Genomic DNA, 20,837 nt, shown 5'->3' with positions numbered 1-20,837 from the left:
GATGCTGGCTGACCGTGTAAGCGAAGAACTGTCTGCACAGCATTTAGTTATACGTAAGTCCAATTTTGAGGAAGGTGTTCCAAAAAATATTGATTTGGCTCTTTTTTTGGATGATGGTTGGGAACCCTCTCTTCATCAAAAGGCGGAAGAAGTATTACGAAAGACTGGTACTCCCTGGCTCAGAGGCTTCGTTTCATTTGGAGAAGGTGTAGTTGGTCCGCTTGTACGCCCAGGTGCAGCTGGTTGCTCTCAATGTGCGGACATGAGACGTCTCATGGGAGGACGTGACCGCACAGAGATGTGGGAAGTACAACAAAGGCTGACTGTGGCTGGGGGAATGGGACGTGACCCGTGGGCTTCAAGTACTGGCCTTTTGCAAATGGCTTACCTGATTGAGAAAGAGGTACAAAATTTATTACGAGATCATCAGGCTTATTCGGAAGGTAAGGTATATCTAATTGATTTGAAAACTTTGAAGAGCTCATGGCATTCTTTTCTGCCTAACCCATTGTGTCCGTTCTGTAGCCGAATACCCGATGATTCAAAGACATTAGCCCGAATTTCACTGCAGCCAAGTCCGAAAATCAGTTCCAGCAGTTTTCGCTGCCGTCCGTTGGATGAGATGAAGAAGGTTATTGTTAAAGACTATTTGGATAATCGTACTGGCCTTTTGAATAGTAAAATGTATGACCTAGTGCCCCCATTTGCTGATGCGAGTGTCAATCTGCCTATGTTGACCGGGGACGAGGGAACAGCTGGCCGTACGCATTCATATGAAGAAAGTGTGTTGACAGCCATTTTAGAGGGATTGGAGCGGCACTGTGGTTTAGAGCCACGTGGCAAACGAACAGTTATCCATGATAGTTTTCGTAATCTGGAAAATCAAGCTCTCAATCCATTGAGGGTAGGTGTACACGCAAAGGAACAATATGCCCAGCCTGGTTTTCCATTTAAATCGTTTGATCCTGACCGTTCTATTAATTGGGTATGGGGTTATTCGTTGATAGAAGAGCGTCCAATTCTGGTACCAGAGCTCCTTGCCTATTATAGTGTTGGATGCGGGTCACAAGGTTTTATCTATGAAACGTCCAATGGATGTGCGCTAGGAGGAAGTTTAGAAGAGGCCATTTTCTATGGAATTATGGAGGTGGTCGAGCGTGATTCATTCCTGATGACTTGGTACGCAAAGCTGAACCTTCCACGACTGGATCCTTTTACAGCTGACGACCAGGAGTTGGAATTAATGGTCGAACGGATGCGAGCGGTCGCTGGGTATGATTTGTATTTGTATAACTCCACGATGGAACATGGTATTCCGAGTATTTGGGCAATGGCTAAAAACAGAAAAGGAAAGGGATTGAATCTCATCTGTGCGGCCGGAGCTCATCTGGATCCGGTACGGGCGGTGAAAAGCGCGGTTCATGAGCTTGCTGGCATGATGCTAAACCTAGATGAAAAATTTGAGGCGAACCGGGAGGAGTATGAAAGAATGCTGCATGATTCTTCCCTGGTACGGCAGATGGATGACCACGGTATGTTGTACGGTTTGCCGCAAGCAGAAGAGCGCTTAAGCTTTTTGCTTGACGACAATGGCCCAATGCGAACTTTTAAAGAAGAGTTTAAGTGGAAGTCGAATCACATGGATCTTACCGATGATTTGCAAGACATCCTTAAGGTGTTCTGTCAGTTAAACCTTGATGTAATTATAGTAGACCAGACGACACCGGAAACGAGACGAAACGGATTGTATTGTGTAAAAGTGCTGATTCCGGGGATGCTACCGATGACATTCGGGCATCACCTTACCCGCCTGACAGGGCTTGAGAGGGTATTCCGAGTCCCTATGGAGCTTGGGTATACGAATAAACTATTGACACCAGAACAAATCAATCCACATCCGCATCCGTTTCCTTAAGCGGTGATTAGGAGGTAGAAGATGAGTCTGGAAGAGTTTCTGTACAATCTGCATTTTGATATTGATAAGGCAAATCAGCCGAACTGGGAAACGGATTGGGACGATGCACCGCTTGCATATAAACTTTACCGTGGTTTACCGGTTGTTCCATTGTCCACGGAAGTACCATTGACGCTTACTGAAGGAGAACCTCCCGGAAGTTTGGACCTTAATAGAGTCGGTCATTTTCTCTGGTATGTATTCGGTTTTACTCAATTGAGCCAATCAGTCTTTCCAATAGATTCCAAAGAAAAAGATTTCTACCCTTTGCAGTCATATAGGCGGTTTGCGCCTTCTGGTGGAGCGTTGTACCCTAACGAATTGTATTTGTATTTGAAGATAAAGGGACTTCCTGATGGAGTCTACCATTATGATGTAGCACACCATAGTCTGGTATTGCTACGGGAGGGGAATTTCGATTCCTATTTAACCAGGGCTCTGGGCAATCGGTGTGACATCTCCTCGTGTTTTGGTACTATCTTTGTGTCAACAATGTTCTGGAAAAATTTCTTTAAATACAACAACTTTGCGTATCGACTCCAAGGATTGGATGCTGGTGTGCTAATTGGACAGTTAATGGAGGTAGCGAAACGGTTTGGCTTCGCCTCAGGTGTATATTTTCAATTTCTTGATTCCGCAATCAATCATCTGCTTGGACTATCCGAACAGGAGGAGAGCGTATATAGTGTAATCCCATTATCTGTGGAAGCCACCATCTGGTCTACTAACGGAAGGGACCTATACAGAAATATTATATCGGAGGAATTGAGACAGGAGTTGCCAGCGATTCAACCAGAACATTTCGAGCGGTCACTTAGTGTCAAAGAATGTCCGATGATAACTGCGATGAACGAAGCTTCTAAGCTGGATTCCACATGGTCATTTCGGGTGATTAAGGGGAGTGAAATTGCGGAACGTGAGGATTCAACTGTGGCATTGCCTCATCTAAATTCTCTGTCTTATGATCTTGCCGAGGCATGTGGAAACCGATTTTCTCCTGATATGGATTTTGTTTTGGGGAAAGTGAGTCAACACCAACTGGCCACCCTTCTTCAAGAAGCAATGGCTTCTTTTTCATACAGAAATGATTTGGATGAAGCATATAGGAGGAATGTCCCGCGTGTAACAATCTACAGCTGTTTATATAATGTCGAGGGTATTTCAAATGGGACTTACTATTATGACAGCACAGAGCACTCATTAAGAGAAATATGCCCAGGTGACCATCGACTCCATTTGCAGACTGGAATGTCTCTGGATAATGTGAATTTGCTTCAAGTACCACTTTGCCTGCATGTGGTTGGTGACAAGGAATTCTATAAAAAGGAACTAGGATATAGGGGCTACCGAATCCAACAGATGGAAGCAGGCATGCTTGTGCAACGATTGCTTTTGGTTGCATCAGCTCTCGGGATGGGAGGGCACCCGCTTCTTGGATTTGATGCGAAATTGAGCGATAAACTCTATAAAATAGATCAACAAGGAAAGACCAGCCTAATTCAAATTCCGATTGGTCCCTATCGCCCTCGTCCTTGGCTGAGGGGAAGTTTGCATAGCTAAAATGATCGTAAAAAATACGGTCTTAAAGGCGCTCGTCTTGCACCTCAATTCTCAAAACGTTAATTACTGGCGTTTCAAAGACTCTTTTCACTTATGTGGAAAGGGTCTTTTTTATTTGCGAAAATAGTTTTTGACCCGAGGACACGATATTAACCACACGGCCACATTTCATAGCTAAATGTACTTTTGAAAATTTTGTGCGTTTGTTCTTCTAAAAGGTTAGTAACATGTGTATATATGTTCATTGTCTTTTCAATACCAGAATGCCTTAATCGTTCCTGAAGCTCTTTGCCCCAGGGGTTATTTTCTAATACTGATGATTATACCAAGAAACAAATATTGAAAGAATGTAGAAGTAAATTAGAAAGTGGGAAAATAATACAGCTTTAAGATGAAACGTTGCTAAAAGAACAATGTGTCACTCCATATAATGAAGTTTTACGACCCGAAAGAATAGTTTTATATGGAAACCATAAATAAGCATAATAAGACCACCAAGATAGAGGCGCAGCATCGTTGCGCGGCTATCTTTGTAGCTTTACAGAAGGTTTCATATCATTAATACAAAATATAAGTTTTTCATCATCTTCTCAGTGATTTTCCTATTGAGGGAGGCAAGGGAAATTGTCCTTGCCTCTATTAACGTTTTAATAGAGAGTGTCGATTTTAGAAACGCCTTATAGAATGTCTAAAAAAAAGTGACCGTTGCAACGGTCATTTTTCAGCGAATTGTCTTTTATATTGTGTGTTAGTATTTTATCAGGGAGGCATGGAGATGAGTTCAAATTGTAACCGTGAACAAGATTTGTTACTGTTTCTTTCAAAAAATCAAGGTTATGTTACTTCAAAGGATCTCCTAGAAGTACTAAATGTTTCTCAAAAAACAGTATATCGTTTAATAAATAAAATTAACAACGAGTACGTGGACAGCCCTTTAATTATATCTGAAAGGGGGAGAGGGTATAAACTCGATTACGAAAAATTTATTAATTATCAAAAAAACAATAATAAATACAAAGAAATACAATTTTCCCCTAACGAGAGACGTAAACGAATTATGGAAGAACTATTGTTGTCTTCGCCTAAACCTATAAATGTTTACCACTTATTCAGTCATTATCATGTAGGAGACTCCGTTGCTTTTAATGACGAACAGATAATGAGCGAAGAGCTTAAAAAGTACAATTTAGTTCTGGAGCGAAAAAATAGAACACTTGCCATACAAGGGGATGAAGTTAATATTCGGAAGGCCATTAAAGATATTATTGAAATCTTTAATACGATTGATATCGATGATTTAAAAAGGAATCAAGAACTTAGTTTTAATCAGTACGATGTTTTGTTTATATTGGATCAACTAAGAAAGATTGAAGAGGATTTAGATATAACAATTCCCTATCCATATAATGTAAACATTTTCTCGCATCTGTATATACTACTAAGTCGCTCAAGAAAAGTTCCTACTAGGCTGTTTACCGATAAGATTTCGATTGAAGAAATGGAAAATATGAAAAGAGATATTTTATATCCGGTTGCAAAAGATATTGTCCATAATATTGAAAAGTATTTGAACAGTTCATTGCCAGATATTGAGATTTACTTTCTTTATCAGTATTTAGTGTCATCAAGAATGCAGGGATCTCTTGTTAAAACTTCGACTTTTTCATCAAAAGTTATCCAAGTGACGAAAGCATATATTGACGGGATGAGTACTAGTTTAGGAATTGATATAGACAGTCAATCCATTTTTATCGATTTAGCCAACCATATTAAGCCGATGCTTAATCGATTGGAGCATAAAATTCGAGTGAATAACAGCTTGTTAAGTCAGATTAAGGTAACGTATGAAGAAGTATTTTTCGGTGTAACAAACGTATCTGAATTGGTAGGTGAAAAATTCAACTTACCAGCTATAAATGACGATGAAAATGGGTTTATCACCCTCTATTTTGCAAAAGCAATTGAAACGGGCCAATATCAACGCCCAATAAAAACACTAATCATGTGTACGACAGGAATTGGAACTTCAGAGCTTTTAAAAGCAAAAGTTTCAAAGAAATTTCCCGAGTTAGAAATAGTTGATGTAGTAGCATCACGAAATATAAAAATGATAAAAGAGAAATACTCAGATGCTGAATTGATCCTGAGTACTGTTCATATTAAGGAAGACGTACCGATTCCTTATTTATTAGTAAGTGCGATGTTTACAATTGATGATCAGAAAAGACTTCAGGGAAAGATAGAGGAAATTTATCATGGAGATTAATTCAATCTATCAAGTTTATTTTAATTGTGTCTTAAAAACAAAAGAAGAAGTACACTCTTTTATTTCTGAAATCGTATGTCAGGATAATCCTTCGCAAAAAGCGGAAGTTATCAATCAATTAAATGAAAGAGAAAAAGTAGGCAGCACTTTAATTGCTGAACATGTGTTATTGCCTCATATCGAAAGTAATCAAATAAAGAAGAGTCAAATTCTATTGATTCGGTTAGCAAGTCCAATCCGATCATGGGATTGCCAGACAAAGGATATCCATTTATTGATAGTTATTTTATTAAAGGAAAATGAAAGCGTTCAAATAAAGAAGGAAATAGCCTTATTCACCCGCTCTTTAGCAGATGAAGAGTATTTAACCCGATTATTGAATAGCCGTGAAAAAGAAAGCTTTATTAAAGAAATTTTAAAAAATCAGGAGGAAAAATAATGAAAATAGTAGGAGTTGCTGCATGCACAGTTGGGATTGCACACACATATATCGCACAGGAGAAACTAGAGAATGCCGGAAAGAAAGCAGGCCATGAAATTCATATTGAAACACAAGGAACGATTGGCACAGAGAATGAACTGTCTCAAAAACAGATCGATGAAGCAGACATCGTTATCTTAGCCGTAGATGTTAAAATCGCGGGAAGAGAACGTTTTGAAGGGAAAAGAATCATCCAAGTGTCAACAGAAATAGCTGTAAAATCACCAAATAAATTAATTGAAAAAGCGGTAGAAGTTGTAAACCAAAAGAAATAATTTAAGCCATCAAAAATAGGAGGGGAATATGATGGAAGTAAAAGATATTGTCGATATAAATACAATCAAAACCAACATAAATGTTAAAAGCAAGGAAGAAGCCATCCAAGAATTAGCAGAGGTATTGCTCCAAAATGAATACATTACAGATATTAAAGGGTTTTTAAAAGATATCTATGCTAGGGAAGCAGTCGGACAAACTGGAATCGGGAATTATATTGCGATTCCTCATGGTAATAGTCATTCTGTAAAAAAAATAGGAGTAGCGATTGGGATTACACAGGAAGAAATCCCTTGGGAGACGCTCGATGGGAAAGGTGTAAAGGGAATCATTCTTTTTGCTGTAGGAAAAGAAAATGATGGATCACAACAACATCTAAAATTATTATCACTATTTGCAAGAAAATTAGGAAACGATGAAGTCGTTGAGAAAATGCTAAAGTCGAAGGATGCAGAAGACGTGAAAGATGCTTTATGTAATTAAAAAGACTTTTAGTAATAGGGGGGGTAAAGATGAGTAAAATAAAAAATTTAAATCTTAAAGGTCATTTATTGACTGCAATTTCATATTTGATTCCAATTGTTTGTGGTGCAGGTTTTTTAATCGCAATTGGTATGGCTTTTGGAGGTACTAGTCAAGGTACATTAGTACAAGGTGAGTTTTCCATTTGGGATGCTTTAGCAACCATGGGTGGGGCTGGCTTAGGTTTACTACCTGTCGTTATTTCTACAGGGATTTCTTATTCAATTGCAGGAAAACCAGGGATCGCTCCAGGTTTTATAATTGGTTTAACTGCTAATGCAATTGGTGCTGGATTCATTGGTGGGATTTTAGGAGGATACTTATCGGGTTATCTTGCTGTAGCTGTTTTAAAACATGTTAAAGTTCCAAGCTGGGCTAAAGGATTAATGCCAACTTTAATTATTCCATTTTTGACCTCTATTATTGGTGGGTTAATCATGGTTTACATTATCGGTATCCCGGTCGCTGCTTTTACATCTCTATTAACAAATGCATTGAACGGTTTAGGGTCTTCTTCATTGTTAGTATTTGGTGCAATTATAGGTTTATTGAGTGGGATTGATTTTGGTGGGCCTATTAACAAAACTGTATTTGCCTTTGTATTGACAATACAGGCAGAAGGAATTAATGGACCTATTACTGCTTTACAATTAGTAAATACAGCAACACCTATTGGATTTGGGTTAGCTTACTTTATAGCAAAAATGTTTGGAAAAAACATCTATACACCAGTAGAAACTGAGGCATTGAAATCGGCAGTTCCAATGGGTGTTGTTAATATTGTTGAAGGTGTTATTCCGATTGTTATGAATGATATTGTACGTTGTGTAACGGCAGTAGCGATTGGTGGAGCAGCAGGTGGAGCCGTAACGATGGTGTTAGGAGCAGATGCAACTGTCCCATTTGGTGGCGTATTGATGTTACCAACGATGTCTCAACCATGGACGGGAGCTGTAGCCATATTAGTGAATGCTCTTGTAACAGGGGTAGCTTTGGCATTGCTTAAGAAAAATGTCAGTCAAGAAGATGAGCGAGTAGAAGTAGAAGAGGAAGACATTGATTTAGATGATATTCAAATTATTTAAGCAAAATGCAAGTGAAATGAAATGTGTAGAGGCAGAAAATGTAAGCGGAACAATACTTCAGAGCTAGTGGATGGGGTGACGACAAGCCCTACTATTATTTCAAAAGAAAATAACGGTTTTGTGGAGGATAAACAGATTATGAGAAAAGTAGAATTTTCACCATCATTGATGACAATGGACTTAGATAAGTTTAAAGAACAAATTACTTTTTTAAACAATCATGTAGACTCTTATCATATTGATATTATGGATGGGCATTATGTTCCCAATATTACTTTATCGCCTTGGTTTATCGAAGAAGTGCGAAAAATAAGTGATTTACCAATGTCCGCCCATCTTATGGTAACGGATCCAAGTTTCTGGGTTCAACAATTAATTGATTTAAAGTGCGAATGGATTTGTATGCATGCAGAAGTACTTGATGGTTTGGCTTTTCGATTAATTGATCAAATACATGATGCTGGATTAAAAGCAGGAGTAGTATTAAATCCAGAAACACCTATTGAAACGATTTTTCCTTATATTGAATTAGTAGATAAAATTACAATTATGACAGTGGATCCAGGGTTTGCTGGGCAACGTTTTATCGAAAGCACCTTAGATAAAATTGTAGCGTTAAGGGAACTACGAGAAGAAAAGGGATATCAATATGTTATTGAGATGGATGGATCATCTAGTCGAAAAACATTTAAAAGAATTGATGAAGCCGGCCCTGATATTTATATCGTAGGTCGTAGCGGTTTATTTGGATTAGATGAAGATATCGAAAAATCATGGGAAATCATGTGTAATGATTATGAGGACATGACTGGGAAAGTAATATCATAATAATATAAAGGAACTGGTGCAACCCCCGCTATGCGTCAAGAGGTTTAACGCAGCATATTCCTCAAAAACATGAAAAAAGTGAAATCAACGGTGGATTTCACTTTTTTCATGTTTTCAGAAGCTAATTATATTTAACAAAATAAATTCCACTGTTACTTTCCCTTTTCTCCACTATATTAGCTCTACTACTATCTATTGTATGATAAATGCCTATTAATTTTGTTTAGGAGAGGCTACTTAAGTAGTCTTATTTTTTTATGAAAAAACAATTCACCATTATTTTTGTCAATTTTTATCTAGTAATTCGCTTGTGAAAACGCTATAATTATTTTATGGAACACCATACCACGATGTGGAACAAGTTGTTGTTGAATGTTAAATTTTGAGTCTAATCTAAAGTTGTTTTACGGATTGTTGTTATTCACCAGTGAATGAAAACGCTTAATTTAAAAAGACAATATAAGGGAGATGGAGATTATGGAAATAAGATATTCAACACATCCAGAGCAAGTAAAGGCATTTACGACAGAGGATATACGCAAGCATTATCTCATTGAGGAATTGTTTGTACCAAATGAAATAAAGCTTGTTTATACGATGGAAGATAGAGCAATCATTGGTGGGATTACACCAACTACAGAAGCAATCTCTTTAGAAGGCTATGATGAAATTAAAGCAGATTACTTTTTAGAGAGAAGAGAGGTTGGGATCTTTAATGTAGGTGGTCCTGGGAGCATTTCTGTAGATGGTGAGCAGTATCAAATGGAAAATAAGGATTGCCTATACGTTGGGTTGGGTAAAAGGGAATTATTGTTTACTAGTGAAGGATCTGAAAATCCAGCAAAATTCTATTTGTTTTCAGCACCAGCACATAAGGAATATCCAACTCAGCACGTTGCATTTAAGGACGTTGAAGGAGATCGATTAGGTTCACTTGAAAATGCCAATGATCGTGTGATTAGGAGAATGATACATAATGAAGGAATCCAAAGCTGCCAGGTTGTGATGGGAATGACACAATTAAATACTGGCAGTGTATGGAACTCAATGCCAACTCATACACATAATCGCCGTATGGAGGTATATCTCTATATCGATTTAGATGAACAATCAAGAATGTTTCATTTGATGGGAGAGCCAACAGAAACAAGACATATCGTCATGAAAAATGAAGAAGCCGTTATTTCACCTCCTTGGTCAATTCACTGTGGAAGTGCAACGAGTAGTTATACATTTATTTGGGCAATGGCAGGAGAAAACAAAACCTATAATGATATGGATGCCGTATCAATTGAACAATTACGCTAGGTTAAAATAAATCCAAAAATCGGGGTCAATATAGAAGACGCCTAAAGAATAAGAAAACTTCCTTTGATTTCATAATAGATAAAGAACGCATGAGCAGCATGAAAAGTCAACTCTATCTAATTAAGCCTTGAAATTACACATTTTAATTTGAAAGGTAAGGTAGATATTTATGAAGATTATGAAGACGATTGAAAAGATCCCTGGGGGTCTAATGCTCGTTCCATTGTTTCTTGGAGCTATTATTCGTACACTTGCTCCAGAATCAGGGGAGTATTTCGGTTCATTTACAAATGGATTGATGACTGGAACTGTACCGATACTAGCTGTCTGGTTTTTCTGTATGGGAGCAGGAATTAATATTAAAGCAACTGGTACAGTATTAAGAAAATCCGGAACGCTTGTATTGACGAAAATAGCAGTTGCCTGGTTGGTGGCAATTGTAGCGTCTCTGTTTATTCCTGATGGTGGTATTCAATCAGGCTTCTTTGCTGGATTATCAGTTCTTGCACTAGTGTCTATGATGGATATGACAAATGGTGGTTTATATGCTTCTATTATGCAACAGTATGGAACAAAAGAAGAAGCGGGTGCATTTGTTTTAATGTCGCTAGAATCAGGACCATTAGTAACGATGTTAATTCTCGGAACAACGGGGTTAGCTGCATTTGAACCACAGGCATTTGTCGGTGCTGTGCTTCCATTTGTGGTTGGATTTATTCTTGGAAACTTAGATCAAGATTTTCGTAATTTCTTTAGTAAGGCAACACATACGATGATTCCTTTCTTCGGATTCGCTTTAGGTAACACAATTGATTTAACTGTTATTGCACAAACGGGTCTTTTAGGAATCATTCTTGGCATTCTAGTGATTATTGTAACAGGAATACCATTGATGCTTGCAGATAAATTTATTGGGGGAGGAAACGGTACAGCAGGGATTGCGGCATCAAGTACAGCTGGTGCAGCAGTAGCAAATCCAATGATTATCGCTGAAATTAAACCTGAATTTCTTCCAGAGGCACAGTCAGCTACTGCGTTAGTTGCTGCAGCTGTCATTGTTACATCGATATTAGTACCAATTTTAACAGCATATTGGTCAAAGCATATGGATAAGAAAAATAAAAAGCCTGTTATAAAGGATGAAAATAACGCTACTGTTTTATAGTTTTGCATGACAATATTCTTTATGACAACATTCGGGAGGGGATTTTTAAGGTGAGTAAAATTTTAACTGTAGGGGAACCGATGGCTTTATTTGTAGCAGAAAAGGAAGGACCATTGGAGGATGTTGAGCATTATAGTCGTTTTGTAGCAGGTGCAGAGGTTAATTTTTCTATTGGGATGTCGCGATTAGAACATCAAGTAACATATATTTCACAAGTGGGATTAGATCCCTTTGGAAAATATATAAAAAAATTTCTTGATCAAAATAAAATAGATACATCACTTGTCACGTTTGAATCAAATTATGGAACAGGAATGCAGTGGAAGCAAAAGGTAGCAAGTGGAGATCCGGAGGTACATTCAGCTCGAAAACATTCAGCTGCTTCTCATATGGATGTTGAAAAGCTAGCAAATATAAAGTGGGATGAATTTGATCATCTGCATTTAACCGGAATACCTCCCGCATTATCTGGAAGCTGCCGCAATATGATTTACGAGCTAATAAAAGAAGCTAAAGCAAAAGGTATACAAATTTCCTTTGACACGAATTTGCGACCTGGCCTTTGGGATAGCGAGGAAACGATGGCACATGTAATCAATGACCTTGCATTTCAGGCAGATATTGTTCTACCGGGAATCGACGAGGGAAAACTATTAACTGGGAAACAAAATGAGCGTGAAATTGCTGAATTTTATCATGCAGCAGGGGTTAAAACTGTTGTCATTAAATTAGGTGCAAAAGGTGCTTTTACAAGTTCAGATGGAGAACAATTTTATACCGAGGGGTATCCTGTAAAAAAAGTAGTCGATACTGTAGGTGCTGGGGATGGCTTTGCGGTTGGTGTTGTTAGTGGAATTCTAGAGGGGTTACCTATAAAAGAAGCAGTAAGACGTGGAACGATTATTGGTGCTCTAGCTGTTATGTCACCTGGAGACAATGATGGTTTGCCTGATAGGGAAAAGCTTGAGGTAATTGCAAAAGGATCAGTAGCTAATTCCTAGAATATACTTGAGGAGAGAAAACAAGAAGCTTGTTTTCTCTCCTTTTTTTATTTTCCTATGTTAAAGGTTATAGGAGATCCACAGTCCTTTTGCCGAGAAATTCCCGAACCCCCTTGGAAAGCGGATGCCTGAAACGGAAATCAACAGCATGTTTAACATCGTTTTTTTTAAAATAGTCCGTTATTAACCGCGATATCCGAGATTTCTTGAAATATCAATACTGTACTGTTTCATTTTATCTACTAAAGACTCTTCAATAAAATCAGTGGTCATTCGATTATTTGGGCCAGAGATACTGAAGCTTGCAATGATTTCTCCATCGTGATCATAGATTGGAGATGCAATACAGCGAAGAACGGCCTCATTTTCACAATTATCTAAAGCATATCCTTTGTTTTGAACGTTTTTAATTTCCCCTAGAAATTCTTCCTTAGAGGTGATAGTCGTAGATGTTTTTGGAATGAACGTCATATTTGAAATCAGTTCATTCTTTTTATCCTCTTTCATCCCCGAAAATAAAATTTTTCCTACTGCTGTACAATACAGTGGAGCACGACTGCCGATACGAGAATACATTCTGACTGTTTGGTTACTTTCGATTTTATCGATGTAAACTACCTCACCACGGTCCTCAATACATAGATGAACCGTTTCATTGACTTCTTGACATAATTTTTCTAAATATGGCTTTGCGATGCTTATGATATTTGTATTATTTAATAAATTCCTTGAGAGAAACAATATTTGATACCCGAGCTTATATCTGTCTGTTTTATCATCCTTAATAACATAATTCATGCTTGATAAAGTTGCTAGCATTCGATGGATCGTGCTTTTCGTTAATCCAAGTTGCTCTGATAAACGGGTAATTTGCATACCTTCTGGATATTCAGAAAGCTTGTTCAATATTGTTAAAGCTCGTTCCAGTGATTGAACATTAGACATATATAATCTACCTCTTTTAACATAATGATTTGATAGGAGAATAATAATGAAACAGTGTTTTACTATATGATACGGCAAGGCTATAGTAATGTAAATTTAATTATCTAGCACATTTAATGGTCATGGAGAGCTAGAATGAAAGGGAAATAATGAAATTTTATAAAAAATCAAAGATGATATCTGAGAAAGGTGATGAAGATACATTTTTATCAAGGACTTACATAATAACGGGTAGTAATTGGAGAAATTCATACTTTTTCACAATAGTGATAGTCTTGAAATTTATTAAGTAAAATAAAGAAGCTAGTCTGTACTTATCATGAACGCTATTGATAGCATAACCTCAAAGCGAGATGCCTCCATAAATGTGAGACACTGTCTCCGGCAACCTGTATTTCCTTAAACATCATTGTTTCTCTTTCTATTAACTGAAAAGTAGTTTGGATTAATTAGGAAAGGGAATTTTATTGTTTTTTTGATTTCAATGATAGAGATAGTATTGAAGAGCATATAAGAGCAATTATTGATTGATGACGTTTACATGTAGTTTCACAAAAACGGCAAATCTCTATATAATTCACTTGTTATGAACGGACCCGACTTTCATGAGAGTTGAAAGTCACAACTAAAATTAATGGAAGAGGTGTCATTTTGAATTTAAGTACAATTAAATATTCATGGTTTGGCAATATCAAGGGAGATATATTAGCGGGAATTGTTGTAGCCCTTGCGTTAATTCCTGAAGCAATTGCGTTTTCCTTAATTGCTGGTGTAGATCCAATGGTAGGATTATATGCTTCATTTTGCATCGCAGTAACAATAGCTTTTGTCGGTGGTCGACCTGGAATGATTTCGGCAGCAACAGGAGCAACCGCACTGTTAATGGGGTCATTAGTTTCGGAATATGGTTTGCAATATCTTCTTGCTGCAACACTATTAACAGGTGTTCTACAAATCATTATGGGAATCTTGAAGCTGGGCAAATTAATGAAATTTGTTCCCCGATCCGTCATGACTGGCTTCGTGAATGCATTAGCAATTCTTATCCTTACCGCACAATTGCCTCATTTTAAGGGTGAATCATGGGAAATGTATGCAATGGTAGCAGGAGCCCTTGCTATAATATATATTTTACCGCGGTTTACCAAAGTGGTGCCGGCTCCATTAGTTGCAATTGTTGTCATGACCATCATTGCGGTTTTGACAGGCAGTGATGTACGAACAGTGGGGGATATGGGCGAATTAACTCAGCAGTTACCAGTGTTTTTATTTCCGGATGTTCCTTTAAACTTTGAAACATTACAAATCATTTTCCCGTATTCATTATCTATTGCGATTGTTGGGCTTGTTGAATCATTATTAACAGCTTCAATTGTTGACGATATGACTGATACGGAAAGCGATAAAAATAAAGAAGCACGTGGACAAGGGATTGCTAATATTGTTTCTGGCTTATTCGGTGGAATGGCTGGATGTGCGATGATTGGCCAATCTGTTATTAATGTAAAATCTGGTGGGAGAGGCCGATTGTCTACATTTGTCGCGGGAGGATTTTTATTAGTTCTTATTATTGCTTTAAATGATATTTTAGTTCAAATTCCAATGGCAGCACTTGTTGGAGTTATGTTTATGGTTTCGATTGGAACGTTTGACTGGTCTGCTTTAAAGACCCTTCACAAAGTACCATTAACAGATACTTTAGTTATGATTACGACTATTGTTACAGTTGTTATGACACATGACCTATCTAAAGGTGTTCTTGTTGGGATTATCATGAGTGCGATTTTCTTTGCTGCTAAAATATCGAAGGTGAAAGTAACGAGCATTTCATCAGCTGGTGCATCGAAAAAGGTATACAAAGTATCTGGTCAATTGTTCTTTGCATCTGTTACTGACTTTGTTGATAGCTTTGATTATAAAGAGGATGTAAAGGAAATTGATTTGGACTTATCACAAGCGCACTTATGGGATGATTCAGCAGTTGGTGCTATTGATAAGGTCGTCATAAAGTACCATCAAAATGGGGTTAAAGTGAACTTAAGTGGCTTAAATGCGGAAAGCAATAAGCTAATGGAACGAATAGCTGTCCATACAAAACCAGATGGATTGAAAAAAGCTGTAAACCATTAAAAGGATAAAAAGAGCATCGATTTTGATGCTCTTTTTTGTTTGTTTAGATAATAATAGCTAAGAAAATTGGAAGAGATTTCTCGAATGATATGTCAGGAGGGATGAACAATACATATAAGGAGGCTTTCGATATGAGTGACGTTATTTCGATTAAACAAAAGCGATATCAAAAGGAATTGAAATATGAGAAAAAAATGCTTAGGGAGCTTTCTTTAACAGAAATAAAACATCAAATGAACTTTTGCTTCGGTAAAATGATCGACAATGCCAGGAAAAAAATAATAGAAGAAGCATGTGTAGATTATGCAATTGAAGCCTTTTTGTTAGGGGCTAAATACAGTCGTTTTGGCTATTATGGAGAGACAATGGATGCTGCTAATAAAAGATGCCAGCATGAAGAAAAACGGTTAATTGATGAATTTTATGATTACTTTCTTAATTGGGGGAAAGTTAAGATAAACGATGTCTCATATGATGAATTATATATAGCGAGTGAGCATTATATCCATACGTTTTGGCAGGAAGGTTTTATTAAGGGTGAGAAGCGATATAAGTTAAGACTTCATTAGAAAAATCCTCTATTTTGATTATCATATTCCTCCTGATTGTCCCATATATTGAAATGAGGACGAGCAGGAGGGGAAAGTATGAAAAAGAAAATGAAATGGTTTGGCTTTTTAGCTGGTTTTATATTGTTGCTTTTCCTATTTCAATGGCAATTTTCCGATAATAATTCATGGGAATCATGGAATTTGCCCCTTACAGGGAAGGTTATTTATTTAGATCCTGGACATGGCGGTCCTGATGGTGGAGCTGTTGGGAGCACGTTGCAAGAAAAGGATATTGCTCTTAGTATCTCTTTAAAGTTAAGGGATTATCTTCAAGAGCAAGGTGCGCTTGTTTTGATGACAAGAGAAGAGGATGTTGACTTAGCTGATAAGGATACGTCCGGATATAGCAGACGGAAAGTAGAGGACTTAAAAAAACGGGTTGAAATTATAAATGAATCAGAGGCTGAACTTTTTCTTAGTATCCATCTAAATGCTATACCTTCTGCTAAATGGAGCGGTGCTCAAACATTCTATCATGGAAAATTCGTTGAAAATGAAAACGTCGCGAAATTTATCCAAGATGAACTACGGAGAAATCTGGAGAACACAGAACGAGTAGCAAAACCGATAAATGGGATATATCTGCTTAATAAGGTTGAAAAGCCTGGTGCTTTAGTAGAAGTAGGTTTCCTATCAAATCCGTTAGAAGAAAAAATGCTGTCAACGGAAGAATACCAAGAGGAAGTAGCAGCATCAATTTATAACGGCATCCTAAGATATTTTTCAAATGAAGAAAACCCACCTGATTAATATAAATTCTGTTCAAGGCTTCATTCTCTAACTATTGATTTTGTTATGGTATACTGAATGTAAACGAAATCAAAAAGGGTGGTTAGGATGCTAGGAGAAGTAGAATTACGTAAAATCATCGGACAACTGCAAGAGCCTTTTTTACATAAAACATTAGAAGAATTAAATGCAATTGAGGAAATAAAAATAAAAGAAGAAAAAGCACATGTTAGTTTTAAAATCGGAATTTCAAAGCCAAATTCAGCTGAACAGCTACAATTACAACAGCAAATTGTCACACTCGCTAAACAAAATGGAGCGGAATCTGTTGGACTTCGTTTTCATCAGCTTCCTGAAGAAACGATTTCGGCTTTTCAAGACCAATCAACAAATGAAGATTTGCTAAGTCCAAATAGCAAAACGACCTTTTTAGCAATTGCCAGTGGTAAAGGTGGAGTAGGTAAATCAACTGTATCTGTAAATCTTGCTGTAGCTCTTGCTCGCTTAGGGAAAAGGGTTGGATTAATTGATGCGGATATTTACGGGTTTAGTGTACCGGATATGATGGGGATTACAAAACGACCTGTTGTTCGAGGTGAAAAAATTATCCCTGTTGACAGATTTGGGGTAAAGGTCATTTCAATGGGCTTTTTTGTTGAGGATAATGCACCGGTTATTTGGAGAGGCCCAATGTTAGGGAAAATGCTTAATAATTTCTTTCATGAAGTTGAATGGGGGAATTTGGACATTCTTTTGCTTGATCTTCCTCCAGGAACAGGTGATGTAGCGTTGGATATTCATTCTATGCTTCCATCCTGTAAAGAGATTATCGTTTCAACTCCACATCCTACTGCTGCATTCGTTGCGGCAAGAGCGGGAGCAATGGCACTGAAAACAGACCATGAAATAATCGGAGTTATTGAAAATATGGCATACTTTGAAAGTGCAATAACGAAGGAAAAGGAGTATGTCTTTGGACGTGGCGGTGGAGAAAAGCTAGCTGAAGAGCTTCGTGTACCACTAATAGGAAAAATACCTCTTCAACAACCAGATTGGAATGAGGATGATTTTGCTCCATCAGTTTATGCTGAGACTCATTCAACTGGTAGAATATATCAGACAATTGCTGAGCAAGTGGTAGAATTATTACATGTTTAAAAAGCGCTGGTTTCAGCGCTTTTTTGTTTATCAATAAATTACCTTATTCATCACCTTTGGGTTTCTCTTCGCCTTTTCCTGCCTCTTCAGCAGCCTTTAATAGTGTTTCTTGGATTTTAGCTTTGTATAATGGGCTTTCGAGAGTTTCCGAAATGACCTCTTTTAGATGCTCTCTAAATTCTTTACTTTTTAGAGAGGTTTGTAAGCTTTTTTCCATCTCAGGATCTTGAAATACCTCGATAAGAAGCTTTTGATATTCCGGATCGGTCATTAACCCCTTTATGACTTTTTCATGCTCTTCCTGTAAGCTTTTTGCAAAGCTCTCAACGAATTTAGGGTCTTCAAATACCTTTTGCCAAAACTTAGTTCCCTCTTCAGAAGTAAGTGTTTTTTGAATTGTCTCTGTCACGGTTTTTTGATCCATAATTAACGCTTGCTGCATATCCTCAGCCTTCATGACTTCCTGCAATGCCTTTTTGCCATCGTCAGTTTCGAGTATGTCTATCATCATTTTTTTCGTTTCATCATAATCCATCTGGGATCCGGCCTCTTCGCGAGGTGCACACCCAGAAAGCATCACATATAGCGATAATGCAAGAATTATGAGGAGCGTGTATCTCTTCATTAATCCAAGCTCCTTTCAATTTTTCTTTACAGTTTATATTTTTGAATGAGATGAACGAATTTATACGAGGAAAAAACTTATGATGTAGCAATTTAACAAAAGGATTGGTAAAATCAATAATAGTAATGTTATGGAGGATATTGTTGTGAAAAGTCGAAATTGGGTACGCTTTTTTCTAAGTACTTTACTTGTAGGCGGTATATCAACAGGGATTATTGGTTTTGCATTAAGGTGGTCAGATTATCAGGATCTATTTATAAAATTTGATTTTTTAGAAATTATCTCAGTCTTATTTTGGCTATTTGGAGTCGGATTAATATTTAGCGTAATTAGCCAAATGGGTTTTTTCGCATATTTAACAGTACATCGCTTTGGATTGGGAATATTTCGTTCCATTTCAATGTGGAACTTAGCTCAAATTGTATTAATAGCATTTGTCTTATTTGATTTAGTTTATTTCCGATTTCAGGTATTCGCGAAGGATAATGAATCAATTATCCCTTATGTGTTAATAGCTATTTACATATTAGTTGTTGGCCTAATTGTTGCATACTTTAAGCGAACATCAACGAATAAGGAAGCGTTTATACCTGCTTTATTTTTCATGGTTGTAGTAACTACAATTGAGTGGTTTCCAGCGCTTAGAGTAAATGAGGAAGATTGGTTACTTCTTATGCTAATACCAATCCAATTTTGTAATGCCTTTCAACTCCTAATGCTCCCTAAATTCACTCAAGCAAAAAAGAGCTAGTCCTGAGGTGACCCCCAAAAGTTAGATTTTTCTACTAACTTTTGGGGTGTAGTACATTCTCGCTAGCTCTTTTCTAATTACTTTATCTCTGATGTTTTTGTTTCCGCGTTCGATATTAATTCTTCGACAGTTACATTTTTTAACCCTTTGTTTTTAATCTCATTAATGATAGATGGAAGTGCCTTATTTGTTTGTTTCGCCCTGTCAGAGGCATGTAAAAGGACGATGTCGCCACCTTTAATTGAAGAAGTTGTATTACGAATGATGTTCTCAATACCTGGGTTCTGCCAATCATTAGAATCTATACTATAATGGATGACTGTATAACCGTGCTTTTCTGCTATATTAAGTACTTCTCGATTGAAGTTTCCACTAGGTGGTCTTAATAAAGAAATATTTTTAACCCCTAGTTTTTTAAAAACCTCTTGTGCCATTAGTAAATCTTTATTAACTTCGCTTGCTTCAAGATCAGTATAGTTTTTATATGCATATCCCATACTTCCGATTTGGTGACCGTCCTTTACCATCCTACTAACAAGATCAGGGTGTCTTTCGGCCCATGATGCAGAGAGAAAGAACGTTGCGCTTACGTTATGTTTCTTTAAAGTATCGAGAATCGGCTCTGCTTTTACATCTCCCCAACTAATATCAAATGTTAACGCAACCTCCTTTGTTTTTTCCTCACCTTTATAAATCGCCTTAGGGCCACTTGAAGTAGAAAATACGGGATAGTTTAATACGGTTTCTACATATATGATTCCAGCAGTAAAAAAGGCAGCAAGCATTATCATTGCAAGTTGCTTAATTTTCCTCATATGAATGACATGAAACTGATTCATCCTAGTCCTCCTCGTCCGAGCTTCTTTGTGACAAGTCTATGCTTGGACTTTTGTGAAAATGATTAGAAATGCAAGAAAAAAGATAAAATAGATTTAAAAATGATTTAATGAGGTGGAATGTTTGATTTACTATACGTTATCAGAAAAGGAGAGAATAGAGCTTGAAATGTTAATTGAAAAAGAAATCAACATCGTACAGGAGTTATTAAAGGAAGATGAAATAAATAAACGGTCACATCTTGTTAAGAAAGCAATAGAAGAAAAAAACCATTTATTAAACGTGTTAATGATGAAGTTCTCAAAAAAACGAAAAAAAGTTTATAAAAGAGGTTGATCTCTTAAATAAATGATGATATATTATAAATCGCCGCTCAAACAGCGGATGATTTAAAAAAGCAATAAAAGTTATTAAAAAAACATCTTGACTTACTAAATGAAAGATGTTATATTAATAAAGTCGCTTCTGAAAAGAAGTTGAAATGAATGTTCTTTGAAAACTAAACAAAACCAAGCGTGCCAACGTTAATTTCGATAAACAACAAATCGTACTATTAAGTACACAATGAGCAAGTCAAACACTTTATTGGAGAGTTTGATCCTGGC

General features: G+C 37.0%; 20 protein-coding genes. 17 read left to right on the top strand and 3 right to left on the bottom strand.

Features of this window, described 5'->3' with window-relative positions; genetic code table 11:
- Position 1 precedes the first annotated feature (1 nt).
- The 11 genes from HU235_RS00465 (at position 2) to HU235_RS00415 (ending at position 12,446) form a co-directional block, all read left to right on the top strand.
- Complete coding sequence (locus HU235_RS00465) at positions 2–1,915, top strand: TOMM precursor leader peptide-binding protein (RefSeq protein ID WP_370877295.1); 1,914 nt, start codon at positions 2–4, stop codon at positions 1,913–1,915.
- Between the two features lie 21 nt (positions 1,916–1,936).
- Positions 1,937–3,514, top strand: a complete 1,578-nt coding sequence (locus HU235_RS00460; RefSeq protein WP_174879075.1) for a SagB family peptide dehydrogenase — start codon at positions 1,937–1,939, stop codon at positions 3,512–3,514.
- A 775-nt stretch (positions 3,515–4,289) separates the two neighbouring features.
- A complete protein-coding gene (locus tag HU235_RS00455; protein ID WP_145584863.1) occupies positions 4,290–5,780 on the top strand; it encodes a BglG family transcription antiterminator in 1,491 nt (496 codons plus the stop codon).
- Positions 5,770–6,219, top strand: coding sequence for a PTS sugar transporter subunit IIA (locus HU235_RS00450; RefSeq protein WP_145584865.1), 450 nt, complete (start codon positions 5,770–5,772; stop codon positions 6,217–6,219). Before HU235_RS00455 ends, HU235_RS00450 begins: the two co-directional genes overlap by 11 nt.
- Complete coding sequence (locus HU235_RS00445) at positions 6,219–6,536, top strand: PTS fructose transporter subunit IIB (protein WP_145584867.1); 318 nt, start codon at positions 6,219–6,221, stop codon at positions 6,534–6,536. The genes HU235_RS00450 and HU235_RS00445 overlap by 1 nt, the downstream gene beginning before the upstream one ends.
- Before the next feature lie 31 nt (positions 6,537–6,567).
- Complete coding sequence (locus HU235_RS00440) at positions 6,568–7,020, top strand: PTS sugar transporter subunit IIA (RefSeq protein WP_095301406.1); 453 nt, start codon at positions 6,568–6,570, stop codon at positions 7,018–7,020.
- A 29-nt stretch (positions 7,021–7,049) separates the two neighbouring features.
- The gene (locus tag HU235_RS00435; protein WP_095301392.1) at positions 7,050–8,144 is read left to right on the top strand and encodes a PTS fructose transporter subunit IIC; all 1,095 of its coding nucleotides are present in this window, start codon (positions 7,050–7,052) and stop codon (positions 8,142–8,144) included.
- A gap of 138 nt (positions 8,145–8,282) precedes the next feature.
- A complete protein-coding gene (gene alsE, locus HU235_RS00430) occupies positions 8,283–8,972 on the top strand; it encodes a D-allulose 6-phosphate 3-epimerase (RefSeq protein WP_095301393.1) in 690 nt (229 codons plus the stop codon).
- Between the two features lie 477 nt (positions 8,973–9,449).
- On the top strand, positions 9,450–10,280 hold the full coding sequence (kduI, locus tag HU235_RS00425) for a 5-dehydro-4-deoxy-D-glucuronate isomerase (protein WP_174879074.1): 831 nt from the start codon (positions 9,450–9,452) through the stop codon (positions 10,278–10,280).
- A gap of 169 nt (positions 10,281–10,449) precedes the next feature.
- Positions 10,450–11,445, top strand: coding sequence for a 2-keto-3-deoxygluconate transporter (gene kdgT / locus HU235_RS00420; protein ID WP_095301395.1), 996 nt, complete (start codon positions 10,450–10,452; stop codon positions 11,443–11,445).
- 50 nt (positions 11,446–11,495) lie between these two features.
- Positions 11,496–12,446, top strand: a complete 951-nt coding sequence (locus HU235_RS00415) for a sugar kinase (protein ID WP_174879073.1) — start codon at positions 11,496–11,498, stop codon at positions 12,444–12,446.
- Between the two features lie 183 nt (positions 12,447–12,629).
- Here HU235_RS00415 and HU235_RS00410 read toward each other — a convergent pair whose 3' ends face one another.
- The gene (locus tag HU235_RS00410) at positions 12,630–13,391 is read right to left on the bottom strand and encodes an IclR family transcriptional regulator (RefSeq protein WP_174879072.1); all 762 of its coding nucleotides are present in this window, start codon (positions 13,389–13,391) and stop codon (positions 12,630–12,632) included.
- Between the two features lie 651 nt (positions 13,392–14,042).
- Between HU235_RS00410 and HU235_RS00405 the strand changes: the two genes are divergently transcribed.
- From HU235_RS00405 to HU235_RS00390, 4 genes are all read left to right on the top strand, one after another.
- Positions 14,043–15,521: a SulP family inorganic anion transporter gene (locus tag HU235_RS00405; RefSeq protein ID WP_174879071.1), complete on the top strand. Its 1,479-nt coding sequence runs from the start codon at positions 14,043–14,045 to the stop codon at positions 15,519–15,521.
- A 131-nt stretch (positions 15,522–15,652) separates the two neighbouring features.
- Positions 15,653–16,090 carry a DUF2521 family protein gene (locus HU235_RS00400; RefSeq protein WP_174879070.1) on the top strand — a complete coding sequence of 146 codons (438 nt, stop codon included), beginning with the start codon at positions 15,653–15,655 and terminating at the stop codon, positions 16,088–16,090.
- 78 nt (positions 16,091–16,168) lie between these two features.
- The gene (gene cwlD, locus HU235_RS00395; protein WP_174879069.1) at positions 16,169–16,882 is read left to right on the top strand and encodes an N-acetylmuramoyl-L-alanine amidase CwlD; all 714 of its coding nucleotides are present in this window, start codon (positions 16,169–16,171) and stop codon (positions 16,880–16,882) included.
- Between the two features lie 87 nt (positions 16,883–16,969).
- On the top strand, positions 16,970–18,019 hold the full coding sequence (locus tag HU235_RS00390; protein WP_095301401.1) for a P-loop NTPase: 1,050 nt from the start codon (positions 16,970–16,972) through the stop codon (positions 18,017–18,019).
- Positions 18,020–18,062: 43 nt separating this feature from the next.
- Here HU235_RS00390 and gerD read toward each other — a convergent pair whose 3' ends face one another.
- Positions 18,063–18,644 carry a spore germination lipoprotein GerD gene (gene gerD, locus HU235_RS00385; RefSeq protein ID WP_095301402.1) on the bottom strand — a complete coding sequence of 194 codons (582 nt, stop codon included), beginning with the start codon at positions 18,642–18,644 and terminating at the stop codon, positions 18,063–18,065.
- Positions 18,645–18,789: 145 nt separating this feature from the next.
- On the opposite strand from gerD, the gene HU235_RS00380 reads away from it, so the two are divergent.
- A complete protein-coding gene (locus HU235_RS00380) occupies positions 18,790–19,395 on the top strand; it encodes a KinB-signaling pathway activation protein (protein ID WP_174879068.1) in 606 nt (201 codons plus the stop codon).
- Positions 19,396–19,472: 77 nt separating this feature from the next.
- On the opposite strand, the gene pdaB is transcribed toward HU235_RS00380, so the two are convergent.
- Entirely contained in the window at positions 19,473–20,234 is a 762-nt protein-coding gene (pdaB, locus tag HU235_RS00375; RefSeq protein ID WP_095301404.1) for a polysaccharide deacetylase family sporulation protein PdaB, read from the bottom strand.
- 121 nt (positions 20,235–20,355) lie between these two features.
- On the opposite strand from pdaB, the gene HU235_RS00370 reads away from it, so the two are divergent.
- Complete coding sequence (locus HU235_RS00370; RefSeq protein WP_174879067.1) at positions 20,356–20,568, top strand: hypothetical protein; 213 nt, start codon at positions 20,356–20,358, stop codon at positions 20,566–20,568.
- The last annotated feature ends 269 nt before the right edge of the window (positions 20,569–20,837 follow it).

The sequence above is a fragment of the Metabacillus niabensis genome (assembly GCF_902829255.1).
Classification (GTDB): domain Bacteria; phylum Bacillota; class Bacilli; order Bacillales; family Bacillaceae; genus Metabacillus; species Metabacillus niabensis.
The sequence above is the reverse complement of the archived record's forward strand: the minus strand, read 5'-3'. Positions and strand labels throughout refer to the sequence as shown.